Source organism: Kitasatospora sp. NPDC101235 (assembly GCF_044767505.1).
Taxonomy (GTDB): Bacteria; Actinomycetota; Actinomycetes; order Streptomycetales; family Streptomycetaceae; genus Kitasatospora.
This window is the reverse complement of record NZ_JBIWNZ010000022.1, coordinates 127,779-146,432: the sequence shown is the minus strand read 5'-3', so window position 1 is coordinate 146,432 and position 18,654 is coordinate 127,779. Positions and strand designations below refer to the sequence as shown.

The 18,654-nt window shown below is 72.7% G+C and carries 20 protein-coding genes and 1 pseudogene; 8 read left to right on the top strand and 13 right to left on the bottom strand.

Annotated features, from left to right (window positions below; translation table 11 throughout):
* Window positions 1-20: 20 nt before the first annotated feature.
* Window positions 21-971 carry a hydrolase gene (locus tag ACIRRH_RS30700; protein WP_403073872.1) on the bottom strand — a complete coding sequence of 317 codons (951 nt, stop codon included), beginning with the start codon at window positions 969-971 and terminating at the stop codon, window positions 21-23.
* A gap of 237 nt (window positions 972-1,208) precedes the next feature.
* On the opposite strand from ACIRRH_RS30700, the gene ACIRRH_RS30695 reads away from it, so the two are divergent.
* Entirely contained in the window at window positions 1,209-2,315 is a 1,107-nt protein-coding gene (locus ACIRRH_RS30695; RefSeq protein WP_403073870.1) for a HoxN/HupN/NixA family nickel/cobalt transporter, read from the top strand.
* Window positions 2,316-2,397: 82 nt separating this feature from the next.
* On the opposite strand, the gene ACIRRH_RS30690 is transcribed toward ACIRRH_RS30695, so the two are convergent.
* Window positions 2,398-3,336 carry an SGNH/GDSL hydrolase family protein gene (locus ACIRRH_RS30690; RefSeq protein WP_403073868.1) on the bottom strand — a complete coding sequence of 313 codons (939 nt, stop codon included), beginning with the start codon at window positions 3,334-3,336 and terminating at the stop codon, window positions 2,398-2,400.
* 336 nt (window positions 3,337-3,672) lie between these two features.
* Here ACIRRH_RS30690 and ACIRRH_RS30685 point away from each other — a divergent pair, with 336 nt between their 5' ends.
* Window positions 3,673-5,328, top strand: a complete 1,656-nt coding sequence (locus tag ACIRRH_RS30685) for an FAD-binding dehydrogenase (protein WP_403073867.1) — start codon at window positions 3,673-3,675, stop codon at window positions 5,326-5,328.
* A 12-nt stretch (window positions 5,329-5,340) separates the two neighbouring features.
* Here ACIRRH_RS30685 and lepB read toward each other — a convergent pair whose 3' ends face one another.
* Window positions 5,341-6,009, bottom strand: coding sequence for a signal peptidase I (gene lepB, locus ACIRRH_RS30680; protein ID WP_403073865.1), 669 nt, complete (start codon window positions 6,007-6,009; stop codon window positions 5,341-5,343).
* Window positions 6,010-6,193: 184 nt separating this feature from the next.
* Here lepB and ACIRRH_RS30675 point away from each other — a divergent pair, with 184 nt between their 5' ends.
* The 3 genes from ACIRRH_RS30675 to ACIRRH_RS30665 all read left to right on the top strand — a co-directional run bounded on the left by ACIRRH_RS30675 (window position 6,194) and on the right by ACIRRH_RS30665 (window position 8,883).
* Window positions 6,194-6,622, top strand: a complete 429-nt coding sequence (locus tag ACIRRH_RS30675) for a (2Fe-2S) ferredoxin domain-containing protein (protein WP_403073863.1) — start codon at window positions 6,194-6,196, stop codon at window positions 6,620-6,622.
* Window positions 6,623-6,762: 140 nt separating this feature from the next.
* Complete coding sequence (locus ACIRRH_RS30670; protein ID WP_224281991.1) at window positions 6,763-7,017, top strand: hypothetical protein; 255 nt, start codon at window positions 6,763-6,765, stop codon at window positions 7,015-7,017.
* Between the two features lie 198 nt (window positions 7,018-7,215).
* Window positions 7,216-8,883: a fibronectin type III domain-containing protein gene (locus tag ACIRRH_RS30665; protein WP_403073861.1), complete on the top strand. Its 1,668-nt coding sequence runs from the start codon at window positions 7,216-7,218 to the stop codon at window positions 8,881-8,883.
* 42 nt (window positions 8,884-8,925) lie between these two features.
* On the opposite strand, the gene ACIRRH_RS30660 is transcribed toward ACIRRH_RS30665, so the two are convergent.
* Window positions 8,926-9,258 carry a YnfA family protein gene (locus ACIRRH_RS30660; RefSeq protein ID WP_403073859.1) on the bottom strand — a complete coding sequence of 111 codons (333 nt, stop codon included), beginning with the start codon at window positions 9,256-9,258 and terminating at the stop codon, window positions 8,926-8,928.
* 21 nt (window positions 9,259-9,279) lie between these two features.
* A complete protein-coding gene (locus tag ACIRRH_RS30655) occupies window positions 9,280-10,494 on the bottom strand; it encodes a pyridoxal phosphate-dependent aminotransferase (protein ID WP_403073857.1) in 1,215 nt (404 codons plus the stop codon).
* A gap of 97 nt (window positions 10,495-10,591) precedes the next feature.
* Here ACIRRH_RS30655 and ACIRRH_RS30650 point away from each other — a divergent pair.
* Window positions 10,592-10,945: pseudogene (locus tag ACIRRH_RS30650) on the top strand (winged helix-turn-helix transcriptional regulator); the annotation flags it as partial.
* Between the two features lie 247 nt (window positions 10,946-11,192).
* Window positions 11,193-11,969, top strand: a complete 777-nt coding sequence (locus ACIRRH_RS30645; protein ID WP_403073855.1) for an SGNH/GDSL hydrolase family protein — start codon at window positions 11,193-11,195, stop codon at window positions 11,967-11,969.
* A gap of 73 nt (window positions 11,970-12,042) precedes the next feature.
* Here the strand turns inward: ACIRRH_RS30645 and ACIRRH_RS30640 are convergent, their stop codons facing one another.
* Entirely contained in the window at window positions 12,043-12,747 is a 705-nt protein-coding gene (locus ACIRRH_RS30640) for a GNAT family N-acetyltransferase (RefSeq protein ID WP_403073853.1), read from the bottom strand.
* Window positions 12,748-12,846: 99 nt separating this feature from the next.
* Between ACIRRH_RS30640 and ACIRRH_RS30635 the strand changes: the two genes are divergently transcribed.
* Window positions 12,847-13,779, top strand: a complete 933-nt coding sequence (locus ACIRRH_RS30635; protein WP_403073851.1) for a pentapeptide repeat-containing protein — start codon at window positions 12,847-12,849, stop codon at window positions 13,777-13,779.
* An 8-nt stretch (window positions 13,780-13,787) separates the two neighbouring features.
* Here the strand turns inward: ACIRRH_RS30635 and ACIRRH_RS30630 are convergent, their stop codons facing one another.
* From ACIRRH_RS30630 to ACIRRH_RS30600, 7 genes are all read right to left on the bottom strand, one after another.
* Window positions 13,788-14,354 (bottom strand): DinB family protein, encoded by a 567-nt coding sequence (locus tag ACIRRH_RS30630; RefSeq protein WP_403073849.1) that lies wholly within the window; start codon window positions 14,352-14,354, stop codon window positions 13,788-13,790.
* 36 nt (window positions 14,355-14,390) lie between these two features.
* Entirely contained in the window at window positions 14,391-14,813 is a 423-nt protein-coding gene (locus ACIRRH_RS30625) for a VOC family protein (protein ID WP_403073847.1), read from the bottom strand.
* Window positions 14,814-14,920: 107 nt separating this feature from the next.
* Entirely contained in the window at window positions 14,921-15,655 is a 735-nt protein-coding gene (locus ACIRRH_RS30620; RefSeq protein ID WP_403073846.1) for a tyrosine-protein phosphatase, read from the bottom strand.
* A gap of 9 nt (window positions 15,656-15,664) precedes the next feature.
* Window positions 15,665-16,318: a TetR/AcrR family transcriptional regulator gene (locus tag ACIRRH_RS30615; RefSeq protein WP_403073844.1), complete on the bottom strand. Its 654-nt coding sequence runs from the start codon at window positions 16,316-16,318 to the stop codon at window positions 15,665-15,667.
* A gap of 69 nt (window positions 16,319-16,387) precedes the next feature.
* Window positions 16,388-16,900 carry a DUF6232 family protein gene (locus ACIRRH_RS30610; RefSeq protein ID WP_403073842.1) on the bottom strand — a complete coding sequence of 171 codons (513 nt, stop codon included), beginning with the start codon at window positions 16,898-16,900 and terminating at the stop codon, window positions 16,388-16,390.
* A gap of 184 nt (window positions 16,901-17,084) precedes the next feature.
* Window positions 17,085-17,984, bottom strand: coding sequence for an aminoglycoside phosphotransferase family protein (locus ACIRRH_RS30605; RefSeq protein WP_403073840.1), 900 nt, complete (start codon window positions 17,982-17,984; stop codon window positions 17,085-17,087).
* Window positions 17,985-18,093: 109 nt separating this feature from the next.
* Complete coding sequence (locus ACIRRH_RS30600; protein WP_403073838.1) at window positions 18,094-18,486, bottom strand: PPOX class F420-dependent oxidoreductase; 393 nt, start codon at window positions 18,484-18,486, stop codon at window positions 18,094-18,096.
* Between the last annotated feature and the right edge of the window lie 168 nt (window positions 18,487-18,654).

The following is an 18,654-nucleotide window of genomic DNA, read 5'->3' as shown; positions in this document are numbered from 1 at the left end:
TGGCGAGGGCGCCCCGGCGGTCAGGCCTTGCTCAGCCAGGCGGTGGCGTTGAGGGCGAGGGCGGCGTCGGTGCCCGCCGGGTCGTCCCAGCCGTTGTACAGGGTGTTGCCGGACTGGCCGGTGCCGTCGTCGATCGGGGAGCTGTCGCCCCAGATCGCGACCCGGCCGGAGCCGAAGGTGCTGGTGACGAAGAACGCGCCGGTGTTGCCGCTGTAGCCGGTCCGGTAGACCAGGCCCTTGACGTCCGGGTTGTCGGCGGGCTTGAGGGTGAAGGTGGTGCCGTTGCGCAGGATCGAGCCGGTGACGGTGCCGAAGGGGCCGTGCAGCACCGGGTCGGTCGGGGCGTTGACCGCGCGCGGGTTGTCGGTGGTGATGTTGAGCAGGTCGACCGAGAAGCCGAAGGGGTCGTTGTTGTTCACCCCGTTGTTGGTCAGCAGGTCGTTGATGATCTTCGGGGAGTCCCAGCCGTCGTTGTTGCGGTCGCTGTTGACGTGGTCGGAGATCAGGAAGAGCCCGCCGCCGTTCTTCACGAAGTTCATCAGGGCGATTTTTTCGCTCGCGCTGAACCGGATGTTGGGCTCCGGGATCACGAAGGTGTCGAAGTTGGCGAGGTCGAGCGCGGCACCGGTGCCGTAGCTGATGGTGGAGCCGGCCGGGAGGGTCTTCAGGCTGTACTGGCCGGTCTTCTGGAGGGCGACGCCCCAGGCGGACAGGGCGCCGGTCCAGCTCTTCTCGGTGGTGGGGTTGGCGTTCTGGGCCAGCGGGTCGGGCTGGCTGGTGCTGATGATCCAGTCGGCGTTGCCCGCGGTCTCGGCCTTGCTGTTGTCGAACAGCACCCGGTGCGGGGTGGCGCTGACCGCGGCGGCCTTGGCGGTGGTGGCGGGAGCGGCGGTGGCGGTGGGGACGGTGAGACCGCCCGCGAGCAGCGCCGCACCGGCCAGGGCCGCGGCGGTTCGGATACGGATCGTCATGTGCCGGTCCTCCGTGGGGAGTTGAGGGATCAGCGCCCGAGTTTTCGCGCGTAGAGCGAGAGTATCCGCGCGTAGAACGCGCGGTGAAAGCCCTCCGAGGTTACGAAGGCTTGTACGGGTCGTGACGATCTCCGGTGGCGGGGGGAGGCGAATCCGTAATTGCGCATGACTTGCAACTGCGCGCGTCAAGGCGGAAAGATGGCCCAGCTTCGACCACCCGACCGAAAGGACACGACGATGACCGCCCCCCGCTGGCGCGACCGGCTCACCCGTGAGGAGTGGATCCGCCTGGCCGGAATGGGCGGCTTCATCCTCGCGCTGCACGTCATCGGCTGGTTCACCCTGCTCGCGCTGGTCGAGCCCGAGCACTACGACGTCGGCGGCCAGGTGTTCGGCGCGGGCATGGGCCTGACCGCCTACACCCTCGGCATGCGGCACGCCTTCGACGCGGACCACATCGCCGCCATCGACAACACCACCCGCAAGCTGATGGGCCAGGGCAAGCGGCCGCTGTCGGTCGGCTTCTGGTTCTCGCTCGGGCACTCCTCGATCGTCTTCGGCCTCTGCGCGCTGCTGGCCCTCGGCATCCGCTCGCTCGCCGGCCAGGTGGAGTCCGACGACTCGACGCTGCACGAGCTGACCGGCCTGATCGGCGTCACCGTCTCCGGCACCTTCCTGCTGCTGCTCGGCCTGATCAACCTGGGCGCCTTCAACGGCATCCTCAAGGTCTTCCGCCGGATGCGCGAGGGCGAGTACGACGAGGCGGAGCTGGAGCGCCAGCTGGAGCGGCGCGGGCTGATGAACCGCATCCTCGGCAGGGTCACCAGGGCCGTCACCAAGCCCTGGCACATGTACCCGGTGGGCCTGCTGTTCGGGCTGGGCTTCGACACCGCCACCGAGGTGTCTCTGCTGGTGCTGGCGGGCGGCGCGGCGGCCTTCTCGCTGCCCTGGTACGCGCTGCTCACGCTGCCGATCCTGTTCGCGGCCGGGATGAGCCTGCTGGACACCATCGACGGCTCGTTCATGAACTTCGCGTACGAGTGGGCCTTCTCCAAGCCGGTCCGCAAGATCTACTACAACCTGACCGTCACCGGACTGTCGGTGCTGGTCGCGCTGGTGATCGGCTCGATCGAGCTGATCGGCCTGCTCGGCGAGAAGCTGGACATCACCAGTGGTCCGGTCGCCTGGATCGGTGGGCTGGACCTCAACTTCGTCGGCTACGCCATCGTCGGACTGTTCGTGCTCACCTGGGCGGCGGCGATCGCCTACTGGAAGCTCGGCAACGTCGAGGAGAAGTGGTCGGCCGGGCTGGCCTCCGCCTCCGCCTCGGGCGACTCCGAGTAGGACGCGCACGCAGCCGAGGGGCCGGTGACCGGGGTCTGGTCACCGGCCCCTCGGGGCCTTCCGGGCGGGCCGCGGTGTCCCGCTACTTCAGCGCGGCGAGCACCGCCTGCGCCATCACCTGCTCACCGGTCGCGTTCGGGTGGAACGGCACGGCGGGCGAGCCGGGCAGCGCGCCCTCGATCCAGCGGTCGTCCGAGCAGACGTCGTGCCCGACGGTCGGCGTCGCGGTGTCCACGTAGGTCGCGCCGTTCGCGGCCGCGGTGGACTTCAGGGCGGCGTTCAGCTTGTTGAGCACGCCGTACATGTACTCGACGTCGCCCGGGGTCACCGGCTGGCGCAGGATGCACTTCGAGCCGTCGGCGGGCAGCACGGACGGGTAGCCGACCAGCAGCACCCTGGCCCCGGGCGCCTTGGCGTGGATGCGCTGGAGGGTGTCGGCCAGCTGCGGGGCGATGGTGGTGGTGATCCGCTCGGCCAGGTCGTCGTTGCCGTACTGCCAGGACCACGTGTGCCAGTCCCAGTAGCCGTGGTGGTAGACGTCCTTGCAGGGCGTGCCGAGCGGATTGACGACGGCGCCGGCGATGCAGGTGGCGACCAGTTCGCCGAGGCCGAGGTCGCTGGCCGCGAGGTCGTTGCCGCCGATCCCGAGGGTGACCAGGTCCGTGTCGGCGTTCACCGCGTCCAGCTGCGGGTCGTTGACCCTGATGAAGGCGTCGTACTGGGGTTGCGTCATCGCCTTGATCTTGGCCGCGGAGCAGGTGACGTCGGTGTACGTGCCGGCCTTGAGGGCGGCGGCGACCAGGTGGCCGTAGTTGCGGTCGGAGCGCAGGCACAGGCCGGCCGACTGGCCCGGCACGCCGGCGCCGGCGGCGTAGGAGTCGCCGAGTGCCACGTAGTGCTTCGGCGCCGTGGCGGCGGCCTGGGCGGTGGTGGAGGTGAGCGTGAGCGCGGCGCCGAGGGCGACGGCGGCGAGCGCGGTGGAATTCCGGAGGTGCCGGGATTTCCGGGCAGGGCGGAGCACGGTTCCTCCTGGGGGAGAGAAACGACGGGTGGGGGGTCGTGCCGAGCCGGGCCACAGCTACTCGCAGGTAAGTTACTGCCAGGTTTCCCGGGCGTCCATGGTTTGCGCGGAAATTGCCGACATTCCGTCAGGCCGTCCCTGGTCGCATTTCGCATTTCGCTCCACCCGGTATCGCATGGGTATCGACGGTATTTCCGAAACGGCCCGGAGCGGAATTCGCGCCGGCGGTTGTCACCCACCGGTTGACCGGACGTCACCGCAGGCCGCAGTATCGGGCGCACAGCGACGGCACGCCCCGGGCGCGCCGCCACCGCGAGCCGCGACGGAGGACTGCGCATGGCCCTGGACGCCGACGTCATCGTCATCGGAGCGGGACTCTCGGGCCTGGCCGCCACCGCCGAACTCGCCGACGCCGGACGGAAGGTGATCCTGCTCGACCAGGAGCCCGCGGCCTCCCTCGGCGGCCAGGCGCACTGGTCCTTCGGCGGCCTCTTCCTGGTCGACTCGCCCGAGCAGCGCCGGATGCGCATCCGCGACTCGCACGCCCTCGCCTGGCAGGACTGGCTCGGCACGGCCGGCTTCGACCGTGCCGAGGACGCCTGGCCGCGCCGCTGGGCCGAGGCGTACGTGGACTTCGCGGCGGGCGAGAAGCGGTCCTGGCTGCGCGGGATGGGCGTGCGGTTCTTCCCGGTGGTCGGCTGGGCCGAGCGCGGCGGTTTCCTCGCCGACGGGCCCGGCAACTCGGTGCCGCGATTCCACATCACCTGGGGCACCGGGCCGGGTCTGCTGGAGCCCTTCGTCCGGAGGGTCCGCGCCGCCGCCGCGCGCGGCCTGGTGGACCTGCGCTTCCGGCACCGCGTCACCGGGCTGTCGGCCACCGCGGGCGCCGTCGACACCGTCACCGGCGAGGTGCTGCTGTCGAGCCCGGCGGGCCGGGGCGAGGCCAGCTCGCGCGAGGTCGCCGGGAGCTTCGAGCTGCGTGCCCAGGCCGTGATCGTCACCTCCGGCGGCATCGGCGGCAACCACGACCTGGTCCGCAAGGCCTGGCCGGCCCGGCTCGGCACCCCGCCCGCCAGGCTGCTCTCCGGCGTGCCCGCGCACGTGGACGGACTGATGCTGGAGGTCGCCGGCCGGGCCGGGGCCAGCCTGATCAACGGCGACCGGATGTGGCACTACACCGAGGGCATCGAGAACTGGGACCCGATCTGGGCCCGGCACGGCATCCGCATCCTGCCCGGCCCCTCCTCGCTCTGGCTGGACGCGCGCGGGCGGCGGCTGCCCGTCCCGCTGTTCCCCGGCTTCGACACCCTCGGGACGCTGGAGCACATCATGTCCACCGGGTACGAGTACACCTGGTTCGTGCTCAACCAGCGCATCATCGAGAAGGAGTTCACCCTCTCCGGCTCCGAGCAGAACCCCGACCTGACCGGGAAGTCGGTGCGCGGCGTGCTCGGCCGCGCGCTGCCCGGCGCCCCCGGCCCGGTCCGGGGCCACCTGCGGCACGGGCGGGACTTCGTGGTCGCCGGCAACCTCGCCGACCTCGCCCGGGGCATGAACGCCAAGACCGACGAGCCGCTGATCGACCCGGACGAGCTGCGCCGCACCGTCGAGTACCGCGACCGGCAGCTGGCCAACCCCTTCGCCAAGGACCTCCAGGTCGCCGCCATCCACGGTGCCCGCCGCCACCTCGGCGACAAGCTCGTCCGCACCGCCGCCCCGCACGGCATCCTCGACCCGGGCGCCGCCCCGCTGATCGCCGTCCGGCTGAACATCCTGACCCGCAAGTCGCTGGGCGGACTGGAGACCGACCTGTCCTCCCGGGTGCTGCGGCCGGACGGCGAGGTGCTGGCGGGGGTGTACGCGGCCGGCGAGGCGGCCGGCTTCGGCGGCGGGGGCGTGCACGGCTACCGCTCGCTGGAGGGCACGTTCCTGGGCGGCTGCCTGTTCTCGGGCCGTACGGCGGGACGGGCGGCGGCGCGGGCGGTCGGGTAGCGGACCCGCCGGTTACGCCACCGCCCGGCCGGGCCACCGCTCGGCCGCGCCAGTGTCCGGCTGCGCCACCGCCCGGCGACGACGGCGGCGGCGGACGACGGCGGCGACGATCGAGGTGATCAGTCCGGCGACGAAGACCAGGAAGCCGACGCCGGTCAGGACGGCCGCGCCGACCAGCGTGCCGGGCGGCGAGGCCTTGGCGCCACTGTGCCAGACCACCCGCCGGTCGACCTTGGCCAGGTCGACGGTGCCCTGCTGGTCGTCCAGATTGAGCCGGGAGTCGAAGGCGTCGAAGCGGCGGTCCCCCATGAGGAAGGCGCGGCCCTGCGGGACGGTGACGTCGAAGCCGATCGAGCAGGAGCCGAGCTGTCGGGACTCGGGTTCGTCCAGCGGCTGTCCGTTGAGCGTCAGGCGCCCGGCCACGCAGGCGAAGTGGTCCCCGCCCAGGGCCATCACCCGCTGGAGGACCGGGCCGGTCATCGTCCAGGGGGAGTCGACGGTGTAGACCTCACCGCGGGTCACCTCCGCGGGCCGGACCGGGGTGGTCACGATCTGCTCGCCGGGCCTCAGCTCCGGCGACATCGTCTCGCCCGCCACCCGCTGGTAGCGGTAGTCGGAGCCGATCCTGGAGAACCCGAGGACGACGCACACGACCCCCACCGCCGCCACGACCAACGGCACCCACACCGTCCACGCTCTTCGTCCCGGCACCGGGCCTCCCCTGATCGAACCTTGATCGAAATCGAGTGGTGCGCATCCTAAGGGCCCGGTGAGGGGTCTTCGAGCGGCGGGTAGGCTGCGCGTGCAGTGCGCGCCGCCGACCGGGGGCGGGCCGGAGCCGATGAGCCGGGAGAGACCAGAGCCGATGAGCCGCCGAGACCGTGACCGCGCCGGCGCCCGGACCGGTGACCGCCGGCGGGCCGCCGACTCCCCGGTGACCGTCACCGTCTGCCGGGGCTGCTGCTGCGGCACCGAGGCGAAGCACCCCGGGGTGGACCACGCGGGCCAGTACGAGCGGCTGCGGACGGCGGTGGGCGCGGCGGGCCGGGTCCGGGCGGTCAAGTGCCTGGACGTGTGCACCCAGTCCAACGTGGTGGTGGTCGGCCCCTCCGCCGAGGGCCGGGCGGCGGGCGGCCGGCCGGTCTGGCTGGGCTTCGTGCTGATGGACGAGATGATCGACGAGATCGCCGCCTGGGTGCGCGCGGGCGGCCCGGGCCTCGCCGACCCGCCCGGGCTGCTCGACCTCCAGCTGATCTCGGTCTCCCGGCGGGTCCGCGAGGGCCTGCCCGAGTGAGGCCGCACCCTCGCCTCTACTGACTGATCGTCGGATCGTATGCAGCCGGGGTGGTCCGAGGGCCTTCGCCACTACCATGACCGGTGGCATCGGGCCGTTCCGGACGGTGCCGAGCCGTTTCCGCGCGAGGGAGGAAGCCGATGACGACGGTCTGCCGCATCTGCGCGGGCACCGGCCGGACCGCCGGCCTCAGCTGCCGGACGTGCCAGGGCACCGGCACCACCGAGGTGGGCGGCGGGGGCGGCAACTGCTTCCTCTGCGACGGCACCGGGGTGTACGTGCGCTACCGGGTGGACGCGACCGGCGCCAAGCACGCCTACCGGGACGAGATCTGCCGCACCTGTGACGGCACCGGCAACCGGGCCGCCACCCACTGGGACGAGCCCTCGGGCTGACCGCGCCAGCCCGTCGCGCCCGCCCCGACGCCCACTCAGGCCGAGGGGCGGGCGGGGGCCATGATGCGGCGTCGGGACGGTACGGACACGTCCTTTACCGAATCATGGTCGAACATTGGCGTTCGAATGGGCGGTACGCTGCGACCCGTTCACCCGGCGTCCGTGCGCGATCAACACGCCGCTGAAAGAGTCCCGCGCATGGATATCCCCAACATGGGCGTGCCGGCCAAGCTTGCCGACCGCATGAGCATGGCCGAGCAGCACGAGTACCTGCGGGCCCGCTTCTCCCGCCGCCGGATGCTGCGCGCCGGTGCCGTGACGGTGGGTGCCGTCGCCGTCGGTGGCGCGCTGGGCAACGGGACGGCCTTCGCCGCTCCGGCCGGCCCGCAGCTGCTGACCGGTGGCACGACCAACGGCGTCGACGGCTCGCTGGTCGCGCCGATCGGCCGTCACCTCCAGTTCGGCCCCGAGCCGGACACCCAGTTCCGCATCTCCTGGCAGGTCCCGGCCCCGGTCAAGAAGCCGTTCCTGCGCTTCGGCAAGACCCCGTGGGAGCTGAGCCACAAGGTCCAGGCCGAGGTCCGCGCGCTGCACACCCCGGCGCTGACCCCGAACAGCCAGCCGGTGGACCAGTACTACCTGCACGTGGCGCTGGAGGACCTGCACCCCGACACCACCTACTACTACGGTGTCGGCCACGAGGGCTTCGACCCGGCCTCGCAGCAGCAGATCTCCACCCTGCACACCTTCCGCACCGCGCCCTCCCGCGACCACCGCTGGGGCAAGGTGTACGAGCCGTTCACCTTCACCGCCTTCGGCGACCAGGGCGTCAGCTCGCACGCGGCCGGCAACGACCACATCATCAAGGCCCAGAACCCGGCCTTCCACCTGCACGCCGGCGACATCTGCTACGCCGACCCGGCCGGTTCCGGCACCGACCCGGACAAGTCCGTCTTCAACGCGAAGACCTGGGACGACTTCCTGGTGCAGACCGAGACGGTCGCCGCCGAGATCCCGTGGATGGTCGCGTACGGCAACCACGACATCGAGGCCTGGTACTCGCCGAACGGCTACGGCGGCGAGAACACCCGCTTCTTCCTGCCGAACAACGGCCCGGACCCGCGCACCGTCCCCGGCGTCTACACCTTCCGCTACAAGAACGTCGGCGTGATCTCGCTGGACGCCAACGACGTCTCCTACGAGATCCCGGCCAACCTGGGCATCTCGGCGAACAAGCAGACCAAGTGGCTGGAGCGCACCCTCAAGGACCTGCGGGGCGACGAGACCGTCGACTTCGTCGTGGTCTTCTTCCACCACTGCGCCTTCTCCACCACCGTCGCGCACGCCTCCGAGGGCGGTGTCCGCGAGGCCTGGGTGCCGCTGTTCGAGAAGTACCGGGTGGACCTGGTCATCAACGGCCACAACCACATCTACGAGCGCACCGACGCGATCCTCGGCAACAAGGTCTCGAAGCAGGTGCCGAGCGGCGCCACCATCGAGCCGGCCAAGGACGGCGTGGTCTACGTCACCGCGGGTGCGGCCGGCCGCAGCCTGTACAAGTTCGACGTGCCGGACACCTACGAGGGGCACGAGAACCACCAGGACGAGGTCAAGACCTACTACTGGAGCAAGGGCCGGGTGAAGACCCCCGAGACCATCCAGTGGTCGCGGGTGCGCTACACCGGCTACTCCTTCATCAAGGTCGACGTGACCCCGAAGCACCTGGGCCAGAAGTCGGTGATGAAGGTCACCGCGCTGGCCGAGGACGGCACGCAGATCGACAACTACACGATCCTGCGCAAGGTCGGCGAGGGCTGGGACTCGAACCAGGACGACGACGGCCAGGGCGGCGGCTGGGGCTGGTAGTCCCCGGACGCACCCGGCGGGCCCCGGCGGTGAGGGAGGACCTCAGCGCCGGGGCCCGTACATGATGACGGCGACCCCGGCCAGGCAGATCAGCGCGCCCAGCACGTCGTAGCGGGTCGGCCGGAAACCGTCGACGGCCACGCCCCACAGCAGGGAGCCGGCCACGAACACCCCGCCGTAGGCGGCCAGCACCCGGCCGAAGTGGCTGTCCGGCTGGAGGGCCGCGACGAAGCCGTACGCGCCGAGCGCCACCACCCCCAGGCCGGCCAGCCACCACGGCCGCTGCTCGCGCACGCTCTGCCAGACCAGCCAGCAGCCGCCGATCTCGGCGACGGCGGCGAGGACGAACAGGGCGATCGAGCGGAGGACGGTCATGGCCGCCCAGCGTACGTGCTGTCAGCTCTGCCGGTAGGTGGCCAGGAAGCGCCCGATCCGGTTGACGGCCGTCTCCAGGTCGTCGGCCCGGGGCAGGGTGACGAAGCGGAAGTGGTCCGGGCGGGGCCAGTTGAAGCCGGTGCCCTGGACGACGTGGATCTTCTCGCGCAGCAGCAGGTCCAGTACGAACCGCTCGTCGTCGACGATCCGGTGCACCGCCGGGTCCAGCCTGGCGAAGGCGTACAGCGCCCCCTTGGGCTTGACGCAGCTGACGCCGGGGATCTCGTTGAGCGCCTTGACCGCGATGTCGCGCTGCTCGGTGAGCCGGCCGCCGGGCAGCACCAGGTCGTTGATGGACTGGTGGCCGCCGAGCGCCGCCTGCACGGCGAACTGGGCGGGCACGTTGGGGCACAGCCGCATGCCGGAGAGCATGGTCAGGCCCTCCAGGTAGTCGGTGGCGTGCTGCCGGGGCCCGGAGACGACCAGCCAGCCGCTGCGGAAGCCGGCCACCCGGTAGGACTTGGAGAGGCCGTTGAAGGTGAGGGTCAGCACGTCGTCGGCCAGGGCGGCCAGGCAGTGGTGCTCGGCGCCGTCGTAGAGGATCTTGTCGTAGATCTCGTCGGCCAGCACCATCAGGTGGTGGCGGCGGGCCAGGTCGAGGATGCCCTCCAGCAGTTCCTTCGGGTAGACCGCGCCGGTGGGGTTGTTGGGGTTGATGACGACGATCGCCTTGGTGCGGGCGGTGATCTTGGCGGCGATGTCGTCCAGGTCCGGGTACCACTCGGCCTCTTCGTCGCACAGGTAGTGCACGGCCTTGCCGCCGGCCAGCCGGACCGCGGCCGTCCAGAGCGGGTAGTCGGGCATCGGCACGAGCACCTCGTCGCCGTCGTCCACCAGCGCGGTGACGGCCATCTGGATCAGCTCGGAGACGCCGTTGCCGAGGTAGACGTCGTTGACGGTGACGCCCTGGACCCCGCGCTGCTGGTAGTACTGCACCACCGCGCGGCGGGCCGGCAGGATGCCGCGCGAGTCGCTGTAGCCGTGCGCCTTGGGCAGGTTGCGGATGATGTCCTGGATGATCTCCTCGGGTGCCTCGAAGCCGAACGGGGCCGGGTTGCCGGTGTTCAGCCGCAGCACGCTGTGCCCGGCCTCCTCCAGGGCGTTGGCCTGGTCGACCACCGGGCCCCGGATCTCGTAGCACACGTCATTCAGCTTGCTGGACTGCCGAAACTCCATCTGCGGCCTCCCGACCGTCACCACCGCTCCGCTGCTTCAGCTTTGTTCTACCAAGTGTGTACTTGGAAAGTCCAACCTCTTGGCTATGCTGATCCACATGTCACGCCGAAGCTACGACCAGTACTGCGCCGTCGCCCGCGCCCTGGACGCGGTGGGGGAGCGCTGGAGCCTCCTGATCGTCCGTGAGCTCCTCGGCGGCCCGCGCCGCTACACCGACCTGCACGCCGACCTGCCCGGCGTCTCCACCGACATCCTGGCCGCCCGGCTCAAGCAACTGGAGGGCGAGGGGCTGGTCACCCGCCGCCGGCTGGAACGGCCCGCCAACGCGACGGTCTACGAACTGACCGGGCGCGGCCGCGAACTGCGGCCGGTCGTCGAGGCGCTGGGGGAGTGGGGCCTGGCCGCCCTCGGTGAGCAGCGGCCCACCGACGCCGTGCGGGAGCACTGGTTCACGCCCCGGAAGGCGGAGGAGGAGGCGGCGGTCGCGGCCGGCTGACGGCCGAGGGCGTGCCCGGTGGAACGGGCGGGGCGGCGGCAAGGCCCCCGTCGCCGACCGCCGCCCCGTGGCCTCAGGATGGCCCGGGCCGATAAACGAACACTCGACGGGCGATGAGCGCCGGGGCCCCCGCCGCCCCGAGCGGGCACGCACGTACGATCGTCGGACCGCGGAGCCATCTCAGGAGAGCGGAGGCCAGCCCGTGCCCACCCCCTACCGCAGCTACGTCGCCGTCGGCGACTCCTTCACCGAGGGCATGTGCGACGACCTGCTGCCGGACGGCCACCACCGGGGCTGGGCCGACCGGGTCGCCTCGGCGCTGGCCGCCGAGCATTCCGACGGGGACTTCCGGTACGCCAACCTCGCCGTCCGCGGCAAGCTCATCGGCCAGATCCACGACGAACAGCTCGCCCCCGCCGCCGCGATGGGCGCCGAGCTGGTCACCCTGGCCGGCGGGCTCAACGACGTACTGCGCCCCGGCTGCGACATCGACGCGGTCGAGCGGCAGCTCGGCCGCTGCGCCGCCGAGCTGCGCGCCACCGGCGCCACCGTCGTGCTGTTCACCAGCACCGACCCCACTCGCCGCCTGGCGGGCAGTGCCCGGCTGCTGCCCACCATCCTGCGGATGAAGGCCTTCGTCCAGGCGCTGGGCCGGCAGGACGGTTTCGCCGTGGTCGACCTGTTCTCCGCGCCCTGCTTCGACGACCGCCGGCTGTGGGCCGAGGACCGGCTGCACCTGTCGCCCGAAGGGCACCGCCGGGTCGCCGAGGGCGTGCTGGAGGCGCTCGGCCGGCCCGCGGCCTTCGACTGGCGCGCCCCGCTGCCCGCCGCCGCCCCGGCGGGCCGCGCCGAGCGGCTGCGCGAGGACGCCCGCTGGCTGGGCACCCACCTCGGCCCGTGGATCGGCCGCCGCCTCACCGGCCGCTCCTCCGGCGACGGCCGCCCGGCGAAGCGGCCGGAGCTGCTGCCGTACCGCTAGGGGCCGTCGTCGGACTCCCGGCTGCGGGCCGCGCCGCCCGGACGGCGGGCGGGCTGCGGCAGGCCTGCCGGTCCTACTTCTGCTCGTAGACGCCCGGGGCGTCCAGGACCAGGCTCGCCATCGGGGCGCGGGTGGTCCAGCCCATCGTGCGGTAGAGCGCCCGGCCGTCCACGGTGGCGACCAGGATGCCGGTACGGGCGCCGGCCCCGTGCCCGGCGGCCAGCAGGGTGTGCATCACCAGCGCGCCCAGGCCCCGGCGGCGGTGCTCGGGCACGGTGCCGATCATGTCCGGCACCACCACGCGGCCGGCCCCGGTGTCGGCCAGACCGGCCTGGCCGCGCGCGGCCAGGTGCCCGGCGTCGGTGCGCACCAGGGCCTTGACGACTCCGCCCCGGATCCAGCTGGTCACGGTGTACCCGGCGCGCGGCTCGGGCCGGCCGGCGGTGACCGGGCCGGTCATCAGGAACCCGGGGGCGTCCAGGCGCCACCGCTCGTCCAGCCAGGGGCGCACGGTCGCGTCCTCGGCGAACAGCTTCAGCCAGGTGGTCGGCGCGGTGATGGTCTCGGCGAGCTTGCGGACCTCGGCCTCGGTCGGCTCCGGCAGCACGTGCCGGCCCACCTCGCCGACCGGCGCGCCGACGTCGATGCTCCAGCCCCAGGGCTGGTCCACCGGCTCGGCGGAGCCGCGCGACACGGCCCAGCCCGCGATCCACATCCGGACCAGCTCCCTGATGTCCGGGTCCTGCATGAGCCCACCCCCGCGTGTAATGGTCGTCATGGACTTTCACACCTTACCGACGTCGAGGGGCGTCTGCCCAGTAGGATTTCCGGGTTCACCGCGCCGCCCGGCGCCCAGCTGCTGGAAGGACCCCGGAACGTGCGCGAGACCAAGTCGCCGCAGGACCCCACGGCGGCCGCGCCGACCCCACTCCGGTCCGACTGCGGCAGCTGCTTCGGGCTCTGCTGCGCCGCCCTGCCGTTCGCGGCCGGTACCGACTTCGCCGTGAACAAGGCGGCCGGCAGCCCCTGCCACAACCTCCAGGCCGACTTCAGCTGCGGCATCCACGCGCGGCTGCGCGACCGGGGCTTCCCGGGCTGCACCGTCTACGACTGCTTCGGCGCCGGGCAGAGGGTCTCCCAGGTGACCTTCGGCGGCCGCAGCTGGCGGGATGAGCCGGACAGCGCCAAGGCGATGTTCGACGTCTTCCCGATCGTGCGGCAGCTGCACGAACTGCTCCGGTACCTCACCGAGGCACTCACCTTCGCCGCCGCCCGCCCCGTCCACGACGAGCTGCGGCAGGCCCTGGCGGAGACCGACCGGCTGGCCGGCGGCGCCCCCGAGGAGATCCTCGCCGTCGACGTCCCGGCCCACCGGCAGCGGGTCAGCGAGCTGCTGCTGCGCGCCGGCGAACTGGTCCGGGCCGGCGTCCCGCGCCGCCGTGAGCACCGCGGCGCCGACCTCTTCGGCGCCCGCCTGCGCGGCGCCGACCTGAAGGGGGCCAACCTGCGCGGCGCCCTGCTGGTCGCCGCCGACCTCTCCGGCGCGGACCTGCGCCTCGCCGACCTGATCGGCGCCGACCTGCGGGACGCCAACCTGGCCGGCGCGGACCTCACCACGGCCCTCTTCCTCACCCAGGCCCAGCTCGACGCGGCCCGCGGCGACGCCACCACCCGACTCCCGGACGGCCTCGTCCGGCCCGCCCACTGGCCCGAGGCCGCCCCGGCGCCGACGGGCGGGGCCAGGGCCGGGGCCGGGCCCCGCTCCGGCAAGGGCGGCGGCCGGCCCGCGCGGGGCGGCCGCCGACGCTAGGGGTCTGGCTACTGGCCCACCCGGCCGTCGACGCACTCGCGCAGCAGGTCGGCGTGGCCGCAGTGGCGGGCGTACTCCTCGATCCGGTGCACCAGCAGCTCCCGGATCGCGACCCGGTCCTTCCCGACCCGCTCGCCCAGGTCCGGGAAGGCCGCCAACTCGGCGTCCAGTGCGTCCTGTTCGCGCTCCAGGTCGCGGAACGCGGCGTCCGCCACGGCCTGGTCGGCCACGGCGCCCTCGAAGTCCCCGTCCCGCTTGCCGTACAGCTTGGGCAGCGGCTCGCCGTCGGTGATCCAGTTCCGCCAGTCCCGTTCCACCTCGGCCAGGTGCCGGACCAGCCCGAGCAGGGACATCGTCGACGGTGGCACCGAGCGGCGGGCCAGCTGCTCCGGGTCCAGACCGTCGCACTTCATCCGCAGCGTCAGCCGGTAGTTCGTCAGGCAGTCCTGGAGCGTGCCGAGTTCGCCGTCCTGGCCGGGGCCGTCGTTGTTGCGGGGGTCGTCGTCCGGGTCGGCCCACATGTCGGGGTGGACGGTCGCCTGGGTCCAGCGTTCGGGTTCAGTCATGCCCGGCATCGTCGCCCACAACGGCCGCCGCCCGCCACCGGATTGTCACTCGCCCGGGGTGCGCAGCTGGACGGCGACCAGTTCGTTCCCGTCCAGGTCCTCCAGGTGGAGCGAGCGGCTGTCGCGGTCCTCCCGGTCGTTCCAGGTGCGCACCCCGTGGCCGTGCAGGTGGGTGCGGACGGTGTCCAGGTCGGGGGTGTACAGGACGAGCAGCGGCTGGGCGCCGGACTGGCGGCCGACCAGGGCGCGGTCGGGCTCGTCGGCGGCGGGCATCAGCCAGAGGCCGACGCCGTCCTGGCCGGGGAGCCCGATGTGCAGGTACCGGTAGCCGTCGGCGGTGTGGTCGTGGAGGACCCGGAAACCGAGGGCGTCGCGGTAGAAGGCCAGGGTCGCGTCCTGGTCGGCCACCAGGACGACCACCCGGCCCAGGCCGGAGAAGAGGTTCGGTGCGTCGGCGTGCGTGGTCATGCCGGCACCGTACGCCGGGCGGCTGACAACGGGCCGTCGGCAGTGGGCCGTTGCTGCGCGGGACGGCGGGCCCGGGGCGGCGTCCCGCGCAGCGGGGCTCCGTTCGCTCAGTCGGTCAGCAGACGGGCACGCAGGGCGTCGATCCGGTCGCGGTCGATGCCGAGGGTGCCGGTGAGGTAGGCCTCGACCGAGCCGTAGCGGTCGGCGAGGTCGGCGAGGGTGAGCCGGATGACGGCCTCCGGGGCGCGCCCGTAGCCGGGCCAGCGCAGGGTGCGGCCGGGGTGGGCGGCGTACCACTCGGCGACGAAGTGCGGGGTGGCGAGTTCGGTGAGGGCGAAGTCGGCGGCGATGTCGTCCTCGCCGACGCCGAGCAGGGTGAGCAGCAGGGCGGCGATCAGCCCGGTGCGGTCCTTGCCGGAGGCGCAGTGGAAGACCACCGGGGCCTCGGCGGCCGTGATCACGTCCAGGGCCTGGCGGATCTCCTTCACCCCGTCCTCGGCGACCTCGGCGAAGCGGTCGGCGAGGTAGCGCCAGGGGTCGAGCTCCGGGTCGATCTCGGCCTGGTCGTACGGGCGGTGCTCGATCGAGAGGTTGTGGTACTCCAGGCCCTCGAAGTCGGGCACCCGGCCCTTGGCGGCGATCTCCCAGGGGTAGCGCAGGTCGATCACGGTCCGTACGCCGAGGGCCTGGAGCCGGTCGAGGTCCTCGGGGGAGCCGAGCTTGCCGAGCGAGTCGGAGCGGTAGACCAGCCCCCACCGGACGGACCGCCCGCCGGCGGCCGGATAGCCGCCCAGGTCGCGGAAGTTGTGCAGGGCATCGAAGGGGTGGTGACGCGTCGTCATGTGCGCACTCTAGCCAGCGGCGGGCCGGTCGCCGGCGGGCGGTCCGTAGCCGTGGGCGAGCAGGTCGAAGGCGCGGGTGGCCTCCCCGACGGCCTCGGTGTGCAGGTCGTCGGCGGTGCGGCCGTCCTGGATGCGGCGCCAGTTGTGCAGGGCGAGGACCCGCTGGGTGGCGGTGACCTGGGCGGCGAGCAGGGCGGCGGTGAGGTCCTGCGACCCGGGCAGGCCGGGGGCCTCGCGCAGCGCCTCGGCCAGCGACCGCTCGGCGCGGGCCACGTACTCGCCGACCCGGGCGGCCAGGCTGGGGGTGCCGTAGACCAGGGCGGTGAAGGCGAGCACCGCCGGGTGGTCGTTGAGGCCGGTGACCGGGTCGCGCCGGGCGAGGCCCGCCAGGAAGTCCCGCAGCAGCGCGTCGAGCACCGGCTCGCCGGGCAGCCGGGTGCGGACCACCTCGGCGGCCTGCTCCTGGTGGTCGGCGAAGCGGTGGACGACCAGGTCCTCCTTGGTGGGGAAGTAGGAGAACAGCGTCGGCTTGGAGACCTCGGCGGCCGCCGCGACGTCCGCCACCGACACCCGGTCGAAGCCGTGTTCCAGGAAGAGCGCGATGGCCGCCTCGGAGATGGCCCGCCGGGTCCGCTCCTTCTTCCGCTCCCGCAGTCCAGTCATGCGGCTCAGGCTAGCAGCGGGGGTTGACCAGGGCAGGTTTCTGACCTGGTATGCCGGCGGGTGTGTCGCTCATCGGCCCGTCTGCTTCCCGATGTTGTGGTCGCCGTGCAGGTCGATCCGGTCGCCGATGTGGACGTTCTCCACCTGGACGGAGAACTCGGCCCGGGGGTTGTCGATCACTTCCATGATCATCTGGATCAGCTCGTCGATCTGCCCCGGGTCGTGGCTCACCAGTGCGGTGGTCGAGGCGTTGGAGGTCTCGATGACCAGCTTGTACAGCGGCCGCTGCCGCAGTTCGGTGACCAGCCGGTACAGGCTGTAGCCGAGGCCGGCGGCCAGCAGCGAGCCCGCGACGGTCAGCTCCTCCCCCTTCGCCACGGTGCTCCGGGCGTACGTGACGAGGAGGAAGGCGCCGAATGCCAGGGCGATCAGCCGTGGGGCGTACCGGAGGACCGTCCGCACGCGCCTGGGCGGCCGCCAGGCCAGTTGCCGGACCCGGGCGATGTGCTGCAGCGGGTACGCGTCGCGGCCGACCCAGAGCACCCGCCGGCTGACGCTGACCTCGATCACGTTCCGTGTCAAGTCCGCTCCCCCCGCCCGTCGTGGCGGGGAGAACCATATAGCAGCAGCCGCACATCATGTGACGTCCGGTCAGGCAGTCGTTCGTCGGGCGGTGACCTCGATCTCGGTCCCCATCCGCGGGTCGGTCGGGCCGCACACCTGCATGGTGGCCGCCGGGCGGCCTGCTCACGGCCGCGGGGGAACGCTAGACGCTGCGGTCGGCGAGCACCTCGCGGACGACGTGGCGGGCGTTGGCGGTCAGCGCCTGGTCGGTGTGGCGGTAGTACGGGATCGTCACCAGCGCGATGGAGAAGGCCCAGGCGCGGCCGCGGGCCCACATGGCCTCGTCCGCGTGCAGGGCGGCGCGGAAGGCCGGACGGGCGGTGGCGGGCAGCAGGTTCCAGGCGGCGATCAGGTCGGCGGTCGGGTCGCCGACGCCCATCAGGGCGAAGTCGATGACGGCGGAGAGCCGGCCGGTGCGGGCGAGCAGCAGGTTTCCGGGGGTGAGGTCGCCGTGCATCCAGACCGGCGGGCCGGCGTACTCGGGCAGCCGAAGCGCCTTGTCCCACAGTGCGGTTGCCGCCGCCGCGTCGATCGATCCGGAGAGCTGGGCGATGGCCGCGCGGGTGGCGCCGTCCCGGGAGACGAGCGGGACGCTGCGCTGGGAGACCGGGGCGCCGGCCGGGTCGACGGTGCGCAGGGCGTTGACGAAGCCGGCCAGGTCGCGGGCCACGGCCTCGGGCGCGGCCAGTGAGCCGACCACCGGGTTGGCGCCGTCCAGCCAGTGCAGCACCGACCACTCCCACGGGTAGCCGGCAGCAGGCCGGCCGACCGCGAGCGGCGCCGGAACCGGCAGCGGCAGCCGCGGTGCCAGCCGGGACAGCCACTGCTGCTCCCGCCGCAGGCCCCCGGCGGCCCACTCCACCAGGGGCAGCCGGACGGCGAGTTCGGTCCCGAGGCGGAACATCGCGTTGTCCGCCCCGGGGACGGAGACGGGGGTGAGCGGGAGGCGCTCCCACTGGGGGAACTGGGCGGAGATCAACCGCCGCACCAGGGCCGCGTCGACCACCGGCCCGTCGGGGTGCATCCAGGTGGCAGCGCACATGCCCGGCAGCGTACAGCGCCGGTCGTTGCGGTTCAGCCGGATTCCCGAACTGCGCACGTTCCGAAGGCCGATCGAAGGGGGCCGATCGAAAGCGGTCGCGCGAGGACGGTCAGCCGACGGTGACCCGCACCCCGATGGTGCCGCCCTTGCCGAAGCGCAGCACGTTGGCGGTCAGCGCCACCGCGCACAGCACGCCGTACTTGCGCCGCAGCAGCTTCCGGTAGGCGGGCGCCCGGACCGGGTCCAGCACCGCGGAGGCCGGCACCTGCGCGCCGAGCAGGTTCCCGCGGATGTCGCTCGGCCCGACCAGCACGTCCGAACGGTTGCGCAGGCGCTTGACCTTGCCCGTCTTCGTCACGGTGGTGAAGACCAGCGCGTCACCGTCGCGCGCGACCCAGACCGGGGTGGCGACCGGAGTGCCGTCCTTCCGGTACGTGGTGAACAGCAGGTACTTGGCGGCAGCGAGCCGCTCCGTCTCGGCGGCGGCATCCAGGGTGTCCATGCCCGCCAGCCTAGGAAGCCGCGACTGGGCCCCGCTCAAGCCTCGGTGTAGCCCCCCGAGGGGGCGCGCCACGCCCGGCCGCCCCGGGTGCGGCCGGGCGTCGTCGTCGGCACCTGCCAGAATGCAGGGCGTACGGCGCAAGCACTGATGGAGAAGGTGACCGGCTTC